General features: G+C 56.2%; 16 protein-coding genes and 1 riboswitch. Of the genes, 10 read left to right on the top strand and 6 right to left on the bottom strand.

Annotated elements, in window-relative coordinates; all coding sequences use genetic code 11:
• The first annotated feature begins 50 nt into the window (after positions 1-50).
• Positions 51-232: riboswitch (M-box (ykoK) riboswitch) on the top strand.
• 56 nt (positions 233-288) lie between these two features.
• Positions 289-1,302 carry a magnesium transporter gene (locus tag PGS10_RS10065; RefSeq protein WP_045397141.1) on the top strand — a complete coding sequence of 338 codons (1,014 nt, stop codon included), beginning with the start codon at positions 289-291 and terminating at the stop codon, positions 1,300-1,302.
• Positions 1,303-1,341: 39 nt separating this feature from the next.
• Here PGS10_RS10065 and PGS10_RS10060 read toward each other — a convergent pair whose 3' ends face one another.
• Positions 1,342-2,535 (bottom strand): NAD(P)/FAD-dependent oxidoreductase, encoded by a 1,194-nt coding sequence (locus tag PGS10_RS10060; RefSeq protein ID WP_047078853.1) that lies wholly within the window; start codon positions 2,533-2,535, stop codon positions 1,342-1,344.
• Between the two features lie 230 nt (positions 2,536-2,765).
• Between PGS10_RS10060 and pitA the strand changes: the two genes are divergently transcribed.
• A complete protein-coding gene (gene pitA, locus PGS10_RS10055) occupies positions 2,766-4,262 on the top strand; it encodes an inorganic phosphate transporter PitA (RefSeq protein ID WP_045397146.1) in 1,497 nt (498 codons plus the stop codon).
• Between the two features lie 65 nt (positions 4,263-4,327).
• Here pitA and uspB read toward each other — a convergent pair whose 3' ends face one another.
• Positions 4,328-4,663: a universal stress protein UspB gene (gene uspB / locus PGS10_RS10050; protein WP_015703743.1), complete on the bottom strand. Its 336-nt coding sequence runs from the start codon at positions 4,661-4,663 to the stop codon at positions 4,328-4,330.
• A gap of 384 nt (positions 4,664-5,047) precedes the next feature.
• Here uspB and uspA point away from each other — a divergent pair, with 384 nt between their 5' ends.
• From uspA to PGS10_RS10035, 3 genes are all read left to right on the top strand, one after another.
• Positions 5,048-5,485, top strand: a complete 438-nt coding sequence (uspA, locus tag PGS10_RS10045) for a universal stress protein UspA (protein ID WP_004145166.1) — start codon at positions 5,048-5,050, stop codon at positions 5,483-5,485.
• 267 nt (positions 5,486-5,752) lie between these two features.
• Positions 5,753-7,225 carry a dipeptide/tripeptide permease DtpB gene (dtpB, locus tag PGS10_RS10040; protein WP_045397149.1) on the top strand — a complete coding sequence of 491 codons (1,473 nt, stop codon included), beginning with the start codon at positions 5,753-5,755 and terminating at the stop codon, positions 7,223-7,225.
• Positions 7,226-7,507: 282 nt separating this feature from the next.
• Positions 7,508-7,891, top strand: coding sequence for a hypothetical protein (locus tag PGS10_RS10035; protein ID WP_045397151.1), 384 nt, complete (start codon positions 7,508-7,510; stop codon positions 7,889-7,891).
• A 337-nt stretch (positions 7,892-8,228) separates the two neighbouring features.
• Here the strand turns inward: PGS10_RS10035 and rsmJ are convergent, their stop codons facing one another.
• A complete protein-coding gene (gene rsmJ / locus PGS10_RS10030; protein ID WP_047078852.1) occupies positions 8,229-8,981 on the bottom strand; it encodes a 16S rRNA (guanine(1516)-N(2))-methyltransferase RsmJ in 753 nt (250 codons plus the stop codon).
• Positions 8,982-8,988: 7 nt separating this feature from the next.
• The gene (gene prlC / locus PGS10_RS10025; protein WP_047078851.1) at positions 8,989-11,031 is read right to left on the bottom strand and encodes an oligopeptidase A; all 2,043 of its coding nucleotides are present in this window, start codon (positions 11,029-11,031) and stop codon (positions 8,989-8,991) included.
• A gap of 176 nt (positions 11,032-11,207) precedes the next feature.
• Between prlC and PGS10_RS10020 the strand changes: the two genes are divergently transcribed.
• Together PGS10_RS10020 and gorA are read left to right on the top strand one after the other, a co-directional pair.
• Positions 11,208-12,050, top strand: coding sequence for a 23S rRNA (adenine(2030)-N(6))-methyltransferase RlmJ (locus tag PGS10_RS10020; protein WP_015703746.1), 843 nt, complete (start codon positions 11,208-11,210; stop codon positions 12,048-12,050).
• Between the two features lie 72 nt (positions 12,051-12,122).
• Positions 12,123-13,475: a glutathione-disulfide reductase gene (gorA, locus tag PGS10_RS10015; RefSeq protein ID WP_047040394.1), complete on the top strand. Its 1,353-nt coding sequence runs from the start codon at positions 12,123-12,125 to the stop codon at positions 13,473-13,475.
• Between the two features lie 32 nt (positions 13,476-13,507).
• Here gorA and PGS10_RS10010 read toward each other — a convergent pair whose 3' ends face one another.
• Complete coding sequence (locus tag PGS10_RS10010) at positions 13,508-14,602, bottom strand: serine hydrolase domain-containing protein (protein WP_316422868.1); 1,095 nt, start codon at positions 14,600-14,602, stop codon at positions 13,508-13,510.
• A 193-nt stretch (positions 14,603-14,795) separates the two neighbouring features.
• A complete protein-coding gene (locus tag PGS10_RS10005) occupies positions 14,796-15,419 on the bottom strand; it encodes a glutathione S-transferase family protein (RefSeq protein WP_047078848.1) in 624 nt (207 codons plus the stop codon).
• A gap of 99 nt (positions 15,420-15,518) precedes the next feature.
• Between PGS10_RS10005 and PGS10_RS10000 the strand changes: the two genes are divergently transcribed.
• The 3 genes from PGS10_RS10000 to PGS10_RS09990 all read left to right on the top strand — a co-directional run bounded on the left by PGS10_RS10000 (position 15,519) and on the right by PGS10_RS09990 (position 19,187).
• On the top strand, positions 15,519-16,667 hold the full coding sequence (locus PGS10_RS10000; protein ID WP_047078847.1) for an iron-containing alcohol dehydrogenase: 1,149 nt from the start codon (positions 15,519-15,521) through the stop codon (positions 16,665-16,667).
• A 270-nt stretch (positions 16,668-16,937) separates the two neighbouring features.
• Positions 16,938-18,596 carry an alpha,alpha-trehalase gene (locus tag PGS10_RS09995; protein ID WP_047078846.1) on the top strand — a complete coding sequence of 553 codons (1,659 nt, stop codon included), beginning with the start codon at positions 16,938-16,940 and terminating at the stop codon, positions 18,594-18,596.
• Between the two features lie 63 nt (positions 18,597-18,659).
• Positions 18,660-19,187: a GNAT family N-acetyltransferase gene (locus tag PGS10_RS09990; RefSeq protein ID WP_047047824.1), complete on the top strand. Its 528-nt coding sequence runs from the start codon at positions 18,660-18,662 to the stop codon at positions 19,185-19,187.
• The last annotated feature ends 4 nt before the right edge of the window (positions 19,188-19,191 follow it).

Below are 19,191 nucleotides of genomic sequence, written 5' to 3'. Positions count from 1 at the left end.
AACTATACGCTTTGTGAATTATCCCTGTTCGCCAATAATGGCGCCTCATTTAACGATCTCGTTATGGCGAGGCTCCTGCATAAATACAAGTTACCGCCCTGTTGGTATCGAGAGAGACCACTCAGGGAAATACAGGCTTCCATCGAATCAAGGTGTTGCCAAGGTAACTTCTGGCGGTCATAACCGTTCAGATACGTTATGCAGTGCTAAAACCAGGACGTAGGGATCTGCCTGCGCTAACCCTGTCTTGTTCGCCCCTATGAGTGATTTTTTATAGGGATTTTAATCATGTCTTCCATTCAACTCTGCGCCGCGCATCAGGCGACCTCTGGCTTCGACGGCGATGCGATCGCCCAGTACATGCGTACCGATTTTATTACGTTGCAGGAACATTTCAGCGTCCATGAGGCGCGTGAACACTTTATCTCGCAGCTCGCCAGCGACGATATCCCCGGCCAGGTATTTGTCGTCGCCGGTAACAAGCTGCGCGGCAGCTTATCAGTCAAAAAACTATTGCAGGAGGTAGAGGTAGGCCAGTCTATTCGCTACCTGATGGACAGCTGTCTGTTCCGCGTTAAACCCGACGATGAGCGCCCTCAGGTCATTGCCGAACTCACCGAGCGCGGCCTCGATCTGGTGCCGGTTGTCGATAAAGGGGAGCTGGTCGGCTGCCTGATGGAAAAGGAGATAGCCCATCTGCTGGAGGATGACGTCACCGAAGACGCCCAGCTGCAAGGGGCGACGCTACCGCTGGAAAAACCGTATCTGGAAATCAGTCCGTGGACGCTGTGGAAGAAACGCTCGGTCTGGCTGCTACTGTTATTTGTTGCCGAAGCCTACACCAGCAGCGTGCTGCAGCATTTTGAAGAGGCGCTGGAATCTGCCATCGCGCTGGCCTTCTTCATCCCGTTACTGATCGGCACCGGCGGCAACAGCGGAACGCAGATAACCTCAACGCTAGTGCGTTCGATGGCGTTGGGTGAAGTCCGCTTACGTGACATGGGACGGGTTATCCGCAAAGAGGTGTCGACCTCGTTTCTGATTGCCCTGACCCTGGGTCTGGCGGGCTGCCTGCGCGCCTGGATGATGGGGATTGGCATGGAAATCACGCTGATCGTCAGCCTGACGCTGGTCTGCATTACTCTGTGGAGCGCGGTGGTGTCTTCGGTTATTCCGATGTTGCTTAAGCGGATCGGTATCGACCCGGCGGTGGTTTCCGCGCCGTTTATCGCCACGCTGATTGATGGCACCGGGCTGATTATCTATTTCAAAATCGCCCAGTATTTTCTTGGGCTGAACTGATCGAAACAGCCCGGGCGCCAGGGTGCCCGGGCTCTCGGATTAAATTTCCGCCAATGCCTGCGCGCAGGCCCAGGCGCTTGACCACGCCCACTGGAAGTTATAGCCGCCGAGCCAACCGGTGACGTCCATCACTTCACCGATAAAGTAAAGCCCCGGCGCTTTGCGCGCCTCCATGGTGCGTGACGAAAGCTCGTTGGTATCCACGCCGCCGAGCGTCACTTCCGCAGTACGATAACCTTCAGTGCCGTTCGGCTGCACGCGCCACGCGGTTAGCGTCTCCACCAGCGCCTGCTGATCGCGAACGTTCAGTTGCTTCAGTGTCACATCAGGTATTTGCCCAAGCTGCTGTAAACATTCGACCAGCCGCTTCGGCAACTGCATCGCGAGGGTATTTTTCAGGCTTTGGTTCGGATGAGCGCCCCGCTGCTCATTGAGGAACGCCTCAAGATCGCAGTCCGGCAGCAGGTTGACGGTGACAAACTCGCCGGGCTGCCAGTAGCTGGAAATCTGCAGCACCGCCGGGCCGGAAAGGCCGCGATGGGTAAACAGCAAATTTTCGCGGAACAGCGTACCGTTCTCGGCGGTAATGGTAGCAGGAACCGAAACGCCGGAAAGCACCTGCAGCTGTTCAAGCAGCGGTTTATGCAGGGTAAACGGCACCAGCCCGGCGCGGGTCGGCAATACCTTCAGGCCAAACTGCTCGGCTACCTTGTAGCCAAACGGCGACGCGCCGAGCCCCGGCATCGACAGGCCGCCGGAGGCGATTACCAGCCTCTTCGCCGCCAGCGTTTCACCGTTAACCTGTAGCCGGTAGCCTTGTTCATCGCGCTCGACGCTGAGAATTTCGCTACGTAGACGGATCTGTACGCCGCCCTTTTCACATTCCGACAGCAGCAGATTGACGATTTGCTCCGCTGAATCATCGCAAAACAGCTGGCCCAGCGTTTTCTCATGCCAGGCGATGCCATATTTACCGACCAGTTCAATAAAATCCCACTGGGTGTAGCGCGCCAGCGCAGATTTGCAAAAATGCGGGTTTTGGCTGAGATATGCCGCGGGTTCGACATACATGTTGGTAAAGTTGCAGCGGCCGCCGCCGGACATCAGGATTTTGCGCCCCGGCTTTTTGCCATTATCGAGCAGCAGCACCCGGCAGCCTAACTGCCCCGCCTGCGCCGCACAAAACATTCCCGCCGCACCGGCGCCGATTACAATGGCATCAAACCTTTCCACTCAACTTTCCTCATTCCCGAATTGTCGGGAATTGTAAATATTTCACTCTGGTCACACCAGCACGAAAAAAACAACATTCAGTTACGTCTTTGAAAGATATAGGATTAATCCCAACCGGGTAAAACCCAAACAGGAAGAAAATCAAAAAAAGTCTATATTTCACTTTGCCCGCGCCGCTAAAGTCACTGATAATGCGCCGCGTTCATGTCCTCAAAATGGCGTAACGTCCTATGCTACATTTATTTGCCGGTCTGGATTTACATACCGGACTATTATTATTGCTTGCTTTAGCTTTTGTACTGTTTTACGAAGCGATTAACGGTTTTCATGATACCGCAAACGCTGTTGCAACGGTGATCTACACTCGCGCAATGCGGTCGCAGCTTGCTGTTGCGATGGCGGCACTCTTCAACTTTTTCGGCGTTCTGCTGGGCGGTCTCAGCGTAGCCTATGCCATCGTGCATATGCTGCCAACGGACCTGCTGCTTAACATGGGTTCCGCACATGGCCTCGCCATGGTGTTCTCTATGCTGCTGGCGGCCATCATCTGGAACCTCGGAACCTGGTATTTTGGCCTCCCGGCCTCCAGTTCTCACACCCTGATTGGCGCCATCATCGGTATTGGTTTAACCAATGCGCTGATGACCGGTACTTCAGTGGTTGATGCGCTGAATATCCCGAAAGTCATCGGCATTTTTGCCTCGCTTATCGTCTCGCCGATCGTTGGCCTGGTGGTAGCGGGCGGCCTGATTTTCATTCTGCGTCGTTACTGGAGCGGTACCAAAAAACGTGCTCGTATCCACCTGACCCCAGCGGAACGCGAAAAGAAAGACGGTAAGAAAAAACCGCCGTTCTGGACCCGTATCGCGCTGATCCTGTCCGCTATTGGCGTGTCGTTCTCGCACGGCGCCAACGATGGGCAGAAAGGCATTGGTCTGGTCATGCTGGTACTGATTGGCGTCGCGCCGGCGGGCTTCGTGGTCAACATGAACGCGTCAGGTTACGAAATCACTCGTACCCGCGATGCGGTCAACAACGTGGAAACCTTCTTCCAACAGCGTCCTGAGCTGCTGAAGAAAGCCACCGGCGTTGATCAACTGGTTCCGTCGCCGGAGACCAACACCGCGGCCAACGGCGAGTTTCACTGCCATCCGGCGAACACCATCAACGCGCTTGACCGCGTGAAGACAATGCTCACCGGAACGGAAAGCTACGATTCGCTGTCAGTGGATCAGCGCGGCCAGCTGCGTCGTATTATGCTCTGCATCTCCGACACCACCGACAAAGTGGCCAAACTGCCGGATGTGAGCTCTGACGACCAGCGCCTGCTGAAGAAACTGAAAACCGATATGCTGAGCACCATCGAGTACGCGCCAATCTGGATCATTATGGCGGTCGCGCTGGCGCTGGGTATTGGCACCATGATCGGCTGGCGCCGCGTGGCGACCACTATCGGCGAGAAGATTGGTAAGAAGGGTATGACCTACGCGCAAGGTATGTCCGCACAGATGACCGCTGCGGTGTCTATCGGCCTTGCAAGCTACACCGGGATGCCTGTTTCTACCACCCACGTGCTCTCCTCCTCGGTTGCGGGGACGATGCTCGTTGATGGCGGCGGCCTGCAGAAGAAAACCGTCACCAGCATCCTGATGGCATGGGTTCTCACCCTGCCGGCAGCGATTTTGCTGTCAGGCGTGCTGTACTGGCTGGCTCTGAAGCTTATCTAAGCAGTAGTCATGCGAAAAATGGGTCAGGAAACTGGCCCATTTTTTTGCCGTCTATTCAGCGCAGCTCAATGCCAGATAAGCAGCGCAATCATACTCACCAGTACCAGACCACATAGCGCGCTGGTCAGGATGAACTGCCGGCGAACACGCTCACAGCGACGAATAAACTCGTCATCATGATGATCGCGATATCGTTGGGCATAGATATACCAAACCAGCCGCATTTGTTTACTGGGCTGCCCATGCGAGGTGAAAAAACCTCCGCCATCAACATATTGATAGAGCAAGGGATCGCAACCACGTAGCACAACCAATAATGCACGCAACGATGAGAAGTAGCGTGCCATATTCACCACACAAACGATACACAGGGCCCAAAACAGCGCAACAGTGCTGATCATACTTCCTCCCCGGCGACCCATCCACGGAGATCCCTCCGGGACTACCGCTCCCCAATATCATCCAACCCACCGTACAGTAAAAGAGTGCGATACCGGTCACGTTTATTTATCCAACCGGCTCATTAAATAGTGTAGGAGATCAGTTAATTTTTTTACCACAAGGTTAATCGTTATCAATACGTAAGACGGAATAATTTGTTTAACTAACGGTGAACCAGGTGCATTGACGGAGTGCGAGGGGCGCTATATTGTAGAAATTATCTTCTACAATTAAGTCCTTAAAGGCTTAGCCCCCCGCGAATCTAGCTTGCAGGACGCGGGCGAATCGGCAGCACAGGCTGTCTGGTCCAACGGTCATCGACAACTTATGGAAGGAGTAACACTATGGCTTACAAACACATTCTTATTGCAGTAGACCTATCACCGGAAAGCAAAGTGCTGGTAGAGAAAGCGGTTTCTATGGCGCGCCCCTACAATGCGAAAGTTTCCCTGATTCACGTGGATGTGAATTACTCCGACCTCTACACCGGTCTTATCGATGTCAATCTGGGCGACATGCAGAAACGCATCTCTGAAGAGACGCACCACGCGCTGACGGAGCTTTCCACTAACGCCGGCTACCCGATTACCGAAACCCTGAGCGGCAGCGGCGATCTTGGCCAGGTGCTGGTCGACGCGATCAAAAAATACGATATGGACCTGGTGGTCTGCGGTCACCATCAGGACTTCTGGAGCAAGCTGATGTCCTCCGCGCGTCAGCTGATCAACACCGTTCACGTTGATATGCTGATCGTACCGTTGCGCGACGAAGAAGACGAATAATCCGCTTCTCCTCGCCAGCCAACGCCCGCACCTGCGGGCGTTTTTGTTTTTATGCTGTATCCCGCCTGAAGCGCACCGACCACATCAGGATATCAATCCAGATAATTAATGTCGGTTAGTGTGATCAACCATTTATTAGAAATAATATCTATATAATAATCTATACATTCAGCCAATGACCGCATCATGATGGGTCATCAGACTTTTTCGGCGCGTTTTGGCAGACGCGTTCATACTTTTTGGGATAGCACTAAAAGGCGAAGGAATATGAAAACAACTGCACCTACGGGCTTGCTGCAGCAACCCCGTCCGTTCTTCATGATCTTTTTTGTAGAGTTATGGGAGCGTTTTGGCTATTACGGCGTCCAGGGCATCCTGGCGGTGTTCTTTGTTAAACAGCTTGGTTTCTCTCAGGAACAGGCATTTATCACCTTTGGCGCCTTCGCGGCGCTGGTCTACGGCCTCATTTCCATTGGCGGCTATGTCGGTGACCATCTGCTGGGAACCAAACGCACGCTGGTGCTCGGCGCCGTCGTGCTGGCTATCGGCTACTTTATGACCGGCCTGTCGCTGCTCAAACCCGATCTTATCTTTATCGCGCTTGGCACGATCGCCGTCGGCAACGGGCTGTTTAAAGCCAATCCCGCGAGCCTACTGTCAAAATGCTATCCGCCTAAAGATGCCCGTCTCGACGGCGCCTTCACCCTGTTTTATATGTCGATTAACATCGGTTCGCTGCTGTCGCTGTCGCTGGCGCCGGTTATTGCCGATAAGTTTGGCTACGCGGTAACCTACAACCTGTGCGGCGCCGGGCTTATCGTCGCGCTGCTGGTCTACTTCGCCTGCCGCGGAATGGTGAAAGATATCGGTTCCACCCCGGATCATCAGCCGCTGAGTTTCCGTAATCTGCTGTATGTGCTGGTCGGCACCGTGGTGATGATTTTCCTCTGCGCCTGGCTGATGCATAACGTTAAAATCGCCAACCTGGTGCTGATTGTGCTGTCCATCGTGGTGACGATTTTCTTCTTCCGCGAAGCTTTTCGCCTCGATAAAACCGGCCGCAACAAGATGTTCGTCGCCTTCATCCTGATGCTCGAAGCGGTGGTGTTTTATATCCTGTACGCCCAGATGCCGACCTCGCTCAACTTCTTCGCCATCAATAACGTGCATCACGACATTCTCGGCATGACGATTAACCCGGTGAGTTTCCAGGCGTTGAATCCGTTCTGGGTGGTGGTCGCCAGCCCGGTACTGGCGGCTATCTACACCCGTCTTGGCAACAAAGGCAAAGACCTGACCATGCCGATGAAATTCACTCTCGGCATGTTCCTGTGCGCGCTGGGCTTTCTGACCGCCGCGGCGGCCGGGATGTGGTTTGCCGACCCGCAGGGACTGACCTCGCCGTGGTTTATCGTGCTGGTTTATCTGTTCCAGAGTCTCGGCGAACTGCTGATTAGCGCCCTGGGACTGGCGATGGTCGCCGCGCTGGTGCCGCAGCGGCTGATGGGCTTTATTCTGGGGATGTGGTTCCTGACTCAGGCCGCCGCGTTCCTGATGGGCGGCTATGTCGCGACCTTCACCGCGGTACCGGAAAATATAACCGACCCGCTGCAGACGCTACCGATCTACACCAACGTGTTCAGTAAAATTGGCCTCGTGACCCTGGCGGTGACGGTGGTGATGGCCTTTATGGTGCCGTGGCTGAACCGGATGATAAATACCCCAGCCAGCGCCGAGTAACCCGTTAGCCGCCCCGGCGACAACCGCCGGGGCGAGAATAAAAGGCGGCAACGGCCGCCATTATTTTAATCTAGAGAACAAATGAAAAGCTGGCTTTAATATATATTTATAATATGTCTGTAGTAGAGCAAGCATAATTCTCAGTTTTCTCCCCACCACACTTTTTCCCCGCCTTATTATGCTAGAGTACATTACAGCGCGTCAGGCCTCACCTCATAAAAATGGCAAACTACGTTCATATTTATACGTAATCATGCGGCGAATAATATAAAAGGAATTATTATGAATAATGGGTTTAAAAGGGATAACTTGCTCCAGATACTGAGCGAATTATTGCCAAATGAAACCATTGATGAACGGAAATATGTTCATGGTCTTATTCGTTCGAAGCCAGCGGTGCTGTACTTCGCCGATACACAAATAGTCCAGCTTAATCTTTCATTGTTTTATGATTACAAAGATAATTACCAGCGCATCCCTTATACTGATATACGCGAAATTAAAATGCGCAACGTTCTCTGGCGAAAGTTCGCGCTCATATATACCAATCCGATCGCGCCCATTGAAGTTGAAATGCCCGGCAAATGCCTCGGTTGCCCATGGCAGGCTGAAAACTTAAGCTATCTATTAGAGAATGATTTCTTTCAGAATAGTTGGCCTCATTAGGCCTTATTAAGTAGATACTGTTATCGGTTTGCAACTTTTTAAGGGTTTTTCCCGGACGCGGCGCGTTGCGCCTTCTCCGGGCTACCAAATCGCATCGTGCTGTAGCCCCGGTAAGCGGCAGCGCCACCGGGGGATTTTGAGATCGCCAGCACCAGTAGTGTCAGCCATCATGGTGAATTAATTAAAGGCAGGCCGCACGGACCGTAGGTCGGGTAAGGCGTTAGCCGCCACCCGACAAAAAACGACACCGCGAGTAGCTAGCCCGGGTAAGGCTTAAGCCGTAGCCCGGATAAGGCGCGTTGCGCCGCTATCCGGGAGATACCATCACGGCGTAATATTACTCCGGCGTACCGGCATAAATATCAAACCGATGCCCTTTGGTCACCACCGCGTTCGGCGTGGCGACATCCGCCAGCGGCGGCGCATAATCCGGACGCTTCACCACCACTCGTTTGGTCGCCAGCTGTCGCGCCGGCGCCAGCAGGCCATCGGCGTCTAAATCGGGCCCCACCAGCGACTGAAATACCCGCATCTCTTTTTTGACCAGCGCGCTTTTCTGCTTATGGGGAAACATTGGATCCAGATACACCACCTGCGGGCGCGGGGTGATATCGGTCAGCGCATTCAGACTGGAAGCATGAATCAGCTGCAGGCGCTCCTGCAGCCAGCCGCCGATCTCCGCATCGGCATAGCCACGTTTCAAACCATCGTCGAGCAGCGCGGCGACCACCGGATTACGCTCCAGCATCCGCACGCGGCAGCCGACCGACGCCAGCACGAAGGCATCACGCCCCAGGCCGGCGGTGGCGTCGACAACATCCGGCAGATAATCGCCTTTAATACCCACCGCTTTGGCTACCGCTTCGCCGCGGCCGCCGCCAAACTTGCGCCGATGGGCCATCGCCCCGCCGACGAAATCGACAAAGATTCCGCCAAGTTTGGGCTCATCACGCTTGCGCAGTTCCAGATGCTCGGCCGTCAACACCAGCGCCATCGGATTCTCAGCATCATGCTCCAGCCCCCAACGGGCGGCCAAAACAGATAAGGCGCCGTCACCGGCGCCTGTTTCATCAATTAAGCAGATCTTCACGTAGCAATCAGCCTTTGATCCCGTAATGCTCAAGCATCGCGTCCAGCTGCGGCTCGCGCCCGCGGAAGCGTTTGAACAGCACCATCGGCTCTTCGGAACCGCCGCGGCTCAGGATATTGTCGAGGAATGACTGACCGGTTTCGCGGTTGAAAATCCCCTCTTCTTCGAAGCGCGAGAAGGCATCCGCCGCCAGCACGTCGGCCCACAGGTAGCTGTAGTAGCCCGCCGCGTAGCCGCCCGCAAAGATGTGGCTGAATGCATGCGGGAAGCGGCCCCAGGTCGGGCCAGGCACCACGGCGACCTGCTTTTTAATCTCGGCCAGCGTCTCGAGGATTTTCGCCCCCTGCTCCGGCGAGTATTCCGCGTGTAGACGGAAATCGAACAGACCGAACTCCAGTTGGCGCAGAATAAACATCGCCGCCTGGTAGTTTTTCGCCGCCAGCATTTTCTCCAGCAGTTCCTGCGGCAGCGGTTCACCGGTTTCGTAATGACCGGAGATAAAGGCCAGCGCTTCCGGCTCCCAGCACCAGTTTTCCATAAACTGGCTCGGCAGCTCGACCGCATCCCACGGCACCCCGCTGATGCCGGAAACGCCAGCGGTATCAATGCGGGTCAGCATGTGGTGCAGACCATGGCCGAACTCGTGGAACAGGGTAATTACTTCATCGTGCGTGAACAGCGCCGGTTTGCCGTTTACCGGGCGGTTGAAGTTACAGGTCAGATAAGCGACCGGTTTTTGCAAGGAGCCATCCAGTTTACGCATCTGGCCGACGCAGTCGTCCATCCACGCCCCGCCGCGTTTATGTTCGCGAGCATACAGGTCGAGATAGAAGCTGCCGCGCAGCTCGTTATTTTCGTCATACAGCTCGAAGAAACGCACTTCCGGATGCCACACATCGACATCGGTACGCTCTTTGGCGGTGATGCCATAAATGCGCTTAACCACTTCAAACAGGCCGTTAACGGCTTTGTTTTCCGGGAAATACGGGCGCAGCTGCTCATCGCTGATGCTGTAGAGATGCTGTTTCTGTTTTTCGCTGTAGTAAGCGATATCCCACGGCTGCAGTTCATCGACGCCAAACTCGGCTTTGGCGAAAGCACGCAGCTGAGCTAGCTCTTTCTCGCCCTGAGGACGCGCGCGTTTTGCGAGGTCGGTCAGGAAATCGAGCACCTGCTGCGGGTTTTCGGCCATTTTGGTGGCCAGAGATTTAAAGGCGTAGCTGTCAAAGCCCAGCAGTTGCGCCAGTTCGTGACGCAGCGCGAGGATCTCCGCCATCACCGGGCTGTTATCCCATTTCCCAGCGTTCGGGCCCTGATCGGAGGCGCGAGTGGAATAGGCGCGATACATCTCTTCGCGCAGCGCCTGATTGTCGCAGTAGGTCATCACCGGCAGATAGCTCGGGATATCCAGCGTCAGCAGATACCCTTCCTGCTCTTTCGCCTGCGCCTGGGCCTGAGCGGCGGCCAGCGCGCTTTCAGGCATGCCAGCGAGATCGGCGACGTCGGTCACCAGCTTGTTCCAGCCCATGGTGGCATCAAGCACGTTGTTGCTGTACAGATTGCCAAGCTCAGAGAGGCGCGCGGCGATTTCGCCGTAGCGTTTCTGCGCTTCTGCCGGCAGGCCAATACCGGATAATTCGAAATCGCGCAGCGCGTTATCGACCGCTTTTTTCTGCGCGGTATTCAAGGTGGCGTAGTTATCGCCGTCGCGCAGGTCGCGGTAGGCTTTATACAGGCCTTCATGCTGGCCGATCCAGGTGCTGTACTCGGAGAGCAGCGGCAGCGTCTGTTCGTAGGCTTCACGCAGCTCCGGGCTGTTTTTTACCGAATTTAAATGGCTGATTGGCGAGAAGATGCGTCCCAGCACATCGTCCACTTCCGCCAGCGGCTGGCAAAGATTTTCCCAGCTATACGGCGCGCCGTGCGCCACCGCGCTTTCCACCGCGGCCCGGCAATCATCCAGCGCTTTGGTGACCGCAGGGACCACGTGCTCTGGTTTAATCGCAGAAAAAGGCGGCAATGAAAAAGGCGTCAGTAATGGATTGGTCATATGCGCTGTCCTGTTGAAGAAGGTGAATGAAGCGCGCGTTCCGGCGCTTTTGCATGAGATCTAGAATGGGGGATAGTTGCGGGAATTTCAATGACAGGCGGTGCGACAGCGGCAATCCTGGGCGAACTGCGGTAAACTGTCGGTTAACTTGTTTACTTCCCGGAATCTCTGCATCCATGCTCAGTTATCGCCACAGCTTTCACGCAGGCAACCACGCCGACGTCCTTAAACACACCGTTCAGAGTTTGATCATTGAATCGCTGAAAGAGAAAGAAAAACCGTTTCTCTACCTGGACACCCACGCCGGCGCGGGCCGCTATCAGCTGAGCGGCGAGCACGCCGAACGTACTGGCGAGTACCTTGAAGGCATCGCCCGTATCTGGCAGCAGGACGATCTGCCGACCGAGCTGGAGCCGTATATTTCGGTCGTCGAGCACTTCAACCGCAGCGGCCAGCTGCGTTACTACCCGGGTTCGCCGCTTATCGCGCGCCAACTGCTGCGCGAGCAGGACAGCCTGCAAATGACCGAATTGCACCCGAGCGACTTCCCGCTGCTGCGCGCCGAGTTCCAGAAAGACAGCCGCGCGCGCGTCGACAAAGCCGATGGCTATCAGCAGCTGAAGGCCAAGCTGCCGCCGGTTTCCCGTCGCGGTCTGATTCTTATCGACCCGCCATACGAAATTAAAACCGATTATCAGGCGGTGGTCACCGGGATTAACGAAGGTTATAAACGCTTCGCCACCGGCACCTACGCGCTGTGGTATCCGGTGGTGCTGCGCGCGCAAATCAAACGCATGATTAAAGATTTAGAAGCCACAGGTATTCGCAAAATTCTGCAAATCGAGCTGGCGGTGCGTCCGGACAGCGACCAGCGCGGCATGACCGCCTCCGGGATGATCGTCATCAACCCGCCGTGGAAGCTGGAACAGCAGATGAATAACGTGCTGCCGTGGCTGCACAGCAAACTGGTTCCAGCCGGTACCGGTCACGCGACCGTAAGTTGGATCGTACCGGAGTAATCGCAACCATCGGTGGAACCTTTTAAGCCTCGCGCTACAATCGCGGCAATTAACGATTAAGGACATATGGGCATGAGCAAACATTATGATTACCTCGCCATCGGCGGCGGCAGCGGCGGTATCGCCTCGATTAACCGTGCGGCGATGTACGGCCAGAAGTGCGCGCTGATTGAAGCCAAAGAGCTGGGCGGCACCTGCGTCAACGTCGGCTGCGTGCCGAAAAAAGTGATGTGGCATGCGGCGCAGATCCGCGAAGCGATTCATCTGTATGGCCCGGATTATGGTTTCGATACCACCATCAATCATTTCGACTGGGATAAGCTGGTCGCCAGCCGCAGCGCCTATATTGACCGTATTCATACCTCTTACGACAACGTACTGGGTAAGAATAACGTTGATGTTATCAAAGGGTTCGCGCGCTTTGTCGATGCCCACACCGTGGAAGTCAACGGCGAGACCATTACCGCCGATCATATCCTGATCGCCACCGGCGGCCGCCCGAGCCACCCGAACATTCCGGGTGTGGAATACGGTATTGATTCCGACGGTTTCTTCGAACTGCCGGCGCTGCCGAAGCGCGTGGCGGTAGTCGGCGCGGGCTATATTGCCGTTGAACTGGCCGGCGTGATTAACGGCCTCGGTGCCGAAACCCACCTGTTCGTGCGTAAACACGCGCCGCTGCGCAGCTTCGATCCGCTGATCGTTGAGACTCTGGTGGAAGTGATGAACGCCGAAGGCCCGCAGCTGCACACCAACGCTATTCCGAAAGCGGTAGTCAAGAATGCCGACGGCAGCCTGACTCTGGAGTTGGAAGATGGCCGCAGCCAGACCGTAGATTGCCTGATTTGGGCGATTGGCCGCGAACCGGCGACCGATAACTTCAACTTGGCGGCAACGGGCGTTAAAACCAACGATAAAGGCTACATCATCGTTGATAAATTCCAGAACACCAACGTGCCGGGCATCTACGCGGTGGGCGATAATACCGGCGCCGTCGAGCTGACGCCGGTCGCCGTGGCCGCAGGCCGTCGTCTGTCCGAACGCCTGTTTAACAACAAGCCGGAAGAGCACCTCGACTACAGCAATATCCCGACCGTAGTCTTCAGCCACCCGCCAATCGGCACCGTCGGCTTAACCGAGCCGCAGGCGCGCGAGCAGTACGGCGATGACGCCGTGAAGGTGTACAAATCGTCCTTCACCGCGATGTATACCGCCGTGACCTCTCACCGCCAGCCGTGCCGTATGAAGCTGGTCTGCGTCGGTCCGGAAGAAAAGATTGTCGGTATTCACGGTATCGGCTTCGGAATGGATGAGATGCTGCAGGGCTTTGCGGTAGCGCTGAAGATGGGCGCCACCAAAAAAGACTTCGACAACACCGTCGCCATTCACCCGACCGCAGCGGAAGAGTTTGTCACTATGCGTTAATCCGCGCAGCCCCGTCTCAGGACGGGGCTTCACTATTGCTCCGTCACCAGGTTACGCAGGATCTGATGGCCGATGTAGTTACTCCAGTTAAAGCTGTTTTGCAGCACCACCACCGCGTTTTGATTCGCTTTATCGAAGCCGATATAGCTCGAATATCCGCCGATGTAACCCACCTGATAGGTCAATTGCTGCTGACCAAACGTATCGGTCACCCAGGCAATGTTCGCCGCTTCGATTTGCCGCGGATAATAATCGACGCTAACGTCCCTGAATGCCTTATCCAGCGCCGTCTGCCCCGTGGGCGCGAAGTGAGCGCGGGCATAATTAATCAGATCGCCGGCGTCGCTGTACAAACTCGCCGCGCCAACCATGTTATTGGTAAACTTCCAGTCCGGCGTCAGCGCGCCGCGCGGTTTAAATTTCGGCTGATCGCCTGCATGTCCCAGCGCCCGCCACGGATATTCACGCAGCGTTTGCGGCTGGAAGCTGGTATTCCCCATCGCCAACGGCCGGAAGATCATCCGTGAAGCCAGCGTCTCAATCGATTCGCCGGTTTGGTATTTGAGGATATATCCCAGTATCGCAAAACCAAGGTTGGAGTAGCCCGGCTCGCGTTCCTGCGGCGCATTGAAGTTGCTCAGATAGCTCAACACGCCATCGGCATCGAGCTCGTGATAGAAGTTTTCACCGTCGTTAAGATAGGCCAATAGATGCTCAAGCGACAGCATATTCATCGGCTGACGCGGCAGCCCGGAGGTATGGGTGACCAGCTGCAGCAAGGTTATCTTACGGGCATCTTCGCTCAGCGCCGTACCCGGCGGCAGCAGAGTTTGTAAGGTGTCGTTCCAGTGCAAGCGTCCCTTGTTAACCAGCATCGTCACCACTTCAGCGGTTACGCCTTTACTTAACGAGCCGAGGGCAAAAAGCGTTTGCGGGATTATCGGGTAGCGCTGCTTATCATCTGTCACGCCGAAGCAGTGAAATTCAGCCGGACCGTTGTGATGAATAACCGCCACCACCACGCCGCTAACCTGCTTTTCACGCATGTAATGGCTGACGAAAGCGTCGATGGAAAGCCGCTGCCCATCATTTCCCACCAGGCTGGTTTCATTGCTGGGCGGACTCATTTGCGACAGCGTACCGGAACAGCCTGAAACCAACAGTAATGCCAATAGCACAAGGCCTAACCGCCTGTTCAAACTTCACCTACCTGCCGCGCATTTTGGGATGAGATAAAAAATAGACGCGGATCGTAGCGGTATTACTCCGCCAGCGCAAAGCGAATACGCTGAAAAATAAATAAGCTCCAGGCTTAGGACGCTACGCCACGCCGTTATTGCCGTGGCGCATAAATGCCGGACGCTGGTTAAGGGCCATATACCAGCGTTCGACGTTTGCCATCTCCGGGTGGGCGAACGGCGTCATTTTCCAACGGTGCACCGAAAGCCCCAGCACGATATCCGCCAGCGTAAACGTCTCGCCGGTCAGCCACGCGCCGGTGCGCTGTAGCTGGTTGTCGACAATCTGTACGCAGCGCGTCCACGCGGCGATACTCTCTTTAATGGCCGAGGGGTCCTGGAAACGCGGGTCTTTACGCACCAGCCCCGTGAAAGCGTAGCGCCAGGCGCTATTAAACTCCGTCGCCTGCCAGTCCATCCAGTGCTCTACCTGCGCCGCGGCACGTAACGCCGAGGGTAGCAAATCCTCACGTCCGGCCTTACGCGCCAGATAGCGGCAGATGCTGTTCGACTCCCAAAGGACAAAATCGTCATCCACCAGCACCGGCACTAACGCATTCGGATTGAGCGCCAAAAATTCCGGCGTATCAAGCGGGCTATAGCCGCTGCCATAATCTTCCTGCTGATACTCGATCCCCGCCTCTTCGCAGGTCCAGAGGACTTTACGCACGTTAATAGACGAGCGTTTACCCAAGATTCTTATCATCGTCAGCAACCCTTTTTCGTAATATGGCAGACATGAAGCTTGCCGGATAATGTGTATAGTGGATTGCAGAATAATTATCCACTACAGGTACTCTTACACATGGTCACTCCCTTCAACATTTTAACGCCCGGCAATATCCGCTTTGGCCGCGGGCAGGCCCGCAGCGCCGCGCCGTGGCTGGCGCAATATGATGCCCCGGTGCTGCTGGTTCACGGCGCGACCAAAAGCCGCGCCCAGTTTTTATTGAGTGAACTGACCGCATTGCATCTTCAGGTCAGCACGTTTGCTATCGCCAATGAACCCACGCTGGACGATATAGAACGCGGCGTACGGCTGGCGCGCGAGCGCGGCGTCGGCGCGGTGGTCAGCCTTGGCGGCGGCGCGGTCATTGATGCCGGTAAAGCCATTGCCGCGCTGGTCCCGGCAAGCGGGCCTGCCGTCGACTATCTGGAAGTCGTCGGAACGGGGAGAATACTGGAAGCCAGCCCGCTACCGTTTGCCGCTATTCCCACAACGTCCGGCACCGGCGCGGAGGTCACTAAAAACGCGGTCATCAACGTCCCGCAGCAGCAACGCAAAGTCAGCTTGCGTGACGACCGCATGCTGCCGCAGCTGGCGATTGTCGATCCGGCGTTAACGGATAACGCCCCCCGCGCCGTCACCCTCGGCTCCGGCCTTGATGCCTTAACTCAGGTTATCGAACCCTGGCTGTGCACCCGGGCGACGCCCTTCACCGATGCTCTGTGCCGTGAGGCGATCCCCCGCGGCATCGCCGCGTTAAAAACGCTGATGGAAAAAGAGTGTGCCGACAGCCGCGACGAGCTGGCCTGGGTCAGCCTGTGCGGCGGGCTGGCGCTGGCCAACGCCGGGCTGGGCGTGGTTCACGGTCTTGCGGGGCCGCTTGGCGGGCTAAGCGATGCCTCCCACGGCGCGCTCTGCGGCTGCCTGCTGCCCTTTGGGCTGGAACTCAATGAGTCGCAGGTAACCAATCCGGCGCTGCGCCAGCGTTTCCTCGACGTGCGCCAGTGGATCGCTGCCGGACTCGGCGTCTCGCCGGATGACGCCTGGCAAAGCCTGCGCGAATGGAGCCAGCGCTCGGGGCTCGGCAATTTACGCGACCTCGGCGTGCCGCGCGAAGCGCTGGAACCCGCCGCGCTGGCGGCCAGTAGTTCATCGTCGATGAAAGCCAATCCGGTCACGCTGGATTCAGAGCAACTGCTGGAGATGCTGGAAGCCGCCTGGGAATAAACGAGCCAACCGCCTGCGTTTACCCGGGGCGGTTCAAATTTTGTTGCATAATGAATGCTCCGAATTTCGTTTTCGCGCATTCACGATACCGGTAAATATTCACCCTTTAATTTCAAAGACCTGCTCTACTTCCCTGTCGTTTTTATGCACTGAAAAGCGTGACCTGACGCACAGTTTGTCTTCCGCAGACCGAAGCGAGTGTCTACGCTTATTAGAGAGCCCGGGCATGCCCGGCCCCTAAACTCACGCTATCCGGAGGCCTGTATCGCTATGTTCAGCCAGAAACTACGCAACGTTGATGACGACGAGTTGAGGATCGAAAACGATCCGTGCTACGAAGCCGATCCGTATGAGTTAAAACTGGATGAAATGTTCGACGCCGAACCGGAGCCGGAGATCATCGAAGGGCTACCGGCGTCCGACGCGCTGACCCCCGCCGACCGCTATCTCGAGTTGTTTACCAACGTCCAAAAGTCGCGCATTTTTCTTGATAGTAAAACCTTTCCCGACTGCGCGCCGAAACACGATCCGCTGGATATCCTGATGCACTATCGACGGGTTAAGCGTACGCCGGAGTTCGATTTGCGTCAGTTTGTGGAAGACAACTTCTGGCTGCCGGATAACCGCGCCGATGATTACACTTCTGATCCGAAACTGACGCTAAAAGAGCATATCGATAAGCTCTGGCCAGTCCTCACACGTGAACCGCAGGATCATATTCCGTGGTCGTCGCTGCTGGCGCTACCGCAGTCATATATCGTCCCCGGCGGGCGTTTTAGCGAAACCTACTACTGGGATTCCTACTTCACCATGCTGGGGCTGGCGGAAAGCGGCCGTGAAGATTTGCTCAAATGTATGGCCGACAACTTCGCCTGGATGATTGAAACCTACGGCCACATTCCCAACGGCAATCGCACCTACTATCTCAGCCGCTCCCAGCCGCCGGTGTTCGCCCTGATGGTGGAGCTGTTTGAGGAAGATGGCGTTCGCGGCGCGCGCCGCTATCTCGACCATCTCAAATTAGAGCACGCCTTCTGGATGGACGGCGCGGAATCGCTGATCCCTAACCAGGCCTACCGTCACGTGGTACGTATGCCTGACGGTTCGCTGCTTAACCGCTACTGGGACGACCGCGATACGCCGCGCGATGAATCCTGGCGAGAAGATGTAGAAACGGCGAAACATTCCGGCCGCCCGCCGAACGAGGTCTATCGTGACCTGCGCGCCGGCGCGGCTTCCGGCTGGGACTACTCCAGCCGCTGGCTGCGCGATATCACCCGGCTGGCGAGTATCCGCACCACCCAGTTTATTCCCATCGACCTCAACGCTTTTCTGTTTAAGCTGGAAAATACCATCGCCAATCTCTCCGGCCTGAAGGGCGATCGCGAAGCTGAAGCCGAATTTCGCCGTAAAGCTAACGCACGCCGGGAGGCGGTGACCCGCTATCTGTGGGATGAAGAGTGCGGCTGTTTTCGCGATTACGACTGGCGCCGTGAGCAGTTGGCCTTGTTCTCCGCCGCCAGTATCGTCACGCTATATGTCGGGATGGCGACTCACGCCCAGGCCGAACGGCTGGCGGATGCCGTACGCGCGCGTCTGCTCACCCCTGGCGGCATCATGGCGACGGAATATGAAAGCGGAGAACAGTGGGATAAACCCAACGGCTGGGCGCCGCTGCAGTGGATGGCGGTACAGGGATTCAAAATGTACGGCCACGACCCGCTCGGCGATGAAATCGCCCAGAGCTGGCTGCAGACGGTGAATCAATTTTATCTCAAACACCACAAGCTGATTGAGAAATATCATATCGCCAGCGGCGTCCCACATGAGGGTGGCGGCGGGGAGTATCCGCTGCAGGATGGCTTCGGCTGGACCAACGGCGTGGTACGGCGACTCATCAGCCTGTACGGCGAGCCGAGGTCTTCATGAGGCACTTTCCGTCGGCATGCTGTGCTGCTAAGGTTTTATTTTCCCCTTGCCAGAGCCGACAACATGCCCGAACTGCTTACGCCGCGGCTGCGCTGCTCGCCGCTGCAGCTTGACGACTGGTCTTTTTTTCTCAGCCTGCAACAGGATCCGCAGGTGATGCTCTATGTCGCGGATAACCGGCCCATCGCCGATATCCGCGCCGCGTTTGATACGCGCCTGCCGGCCTGGTCGCCTAAGGCCGCGCACTGGTTATGTCTGGTGGTTCGCGATCGGCAAAGCCATACGCCCCTCGGCCTGACCGGCTATTGCCACCACGATGATGATATTGCCGAAGTGGGCTTTCTCTTCGCCCCACAGGCGCAGGGCCAGGGCTACGGATATGAATCACTGCGGGCGCTATGTGATTACGCGTTTTCTACAGGCGGCATCCGTCGCCTGACCGCCAGCGTCACCGCCGGGAACCAGGCCTCAAAACAACTGCTGCTAAAAACAGGATTTATTCAGGAAGGAGAGCTACGCGAGAGCTACTGGCTACATGGCCGTTGGCACAATGACTGGCTGTTTGGCCTGATGCGCCACGATTACCAATAAGGCC

This window comes from Klebsiella sp. 141153 (assembly GCF_032601995.1).
Taxonomy (GTDB): domain Bacteria; phylum Pseudomonadota; class Gammaproteobacteria; order Enterobacterales; family Enterobacteriaceae; genus Klebsiella; species Klebsiella aerogenes.
Note: the sequence above shows the minus strand (reverse complement) of the source record. Positions and strands in the feature narration are given on the sequence as shown.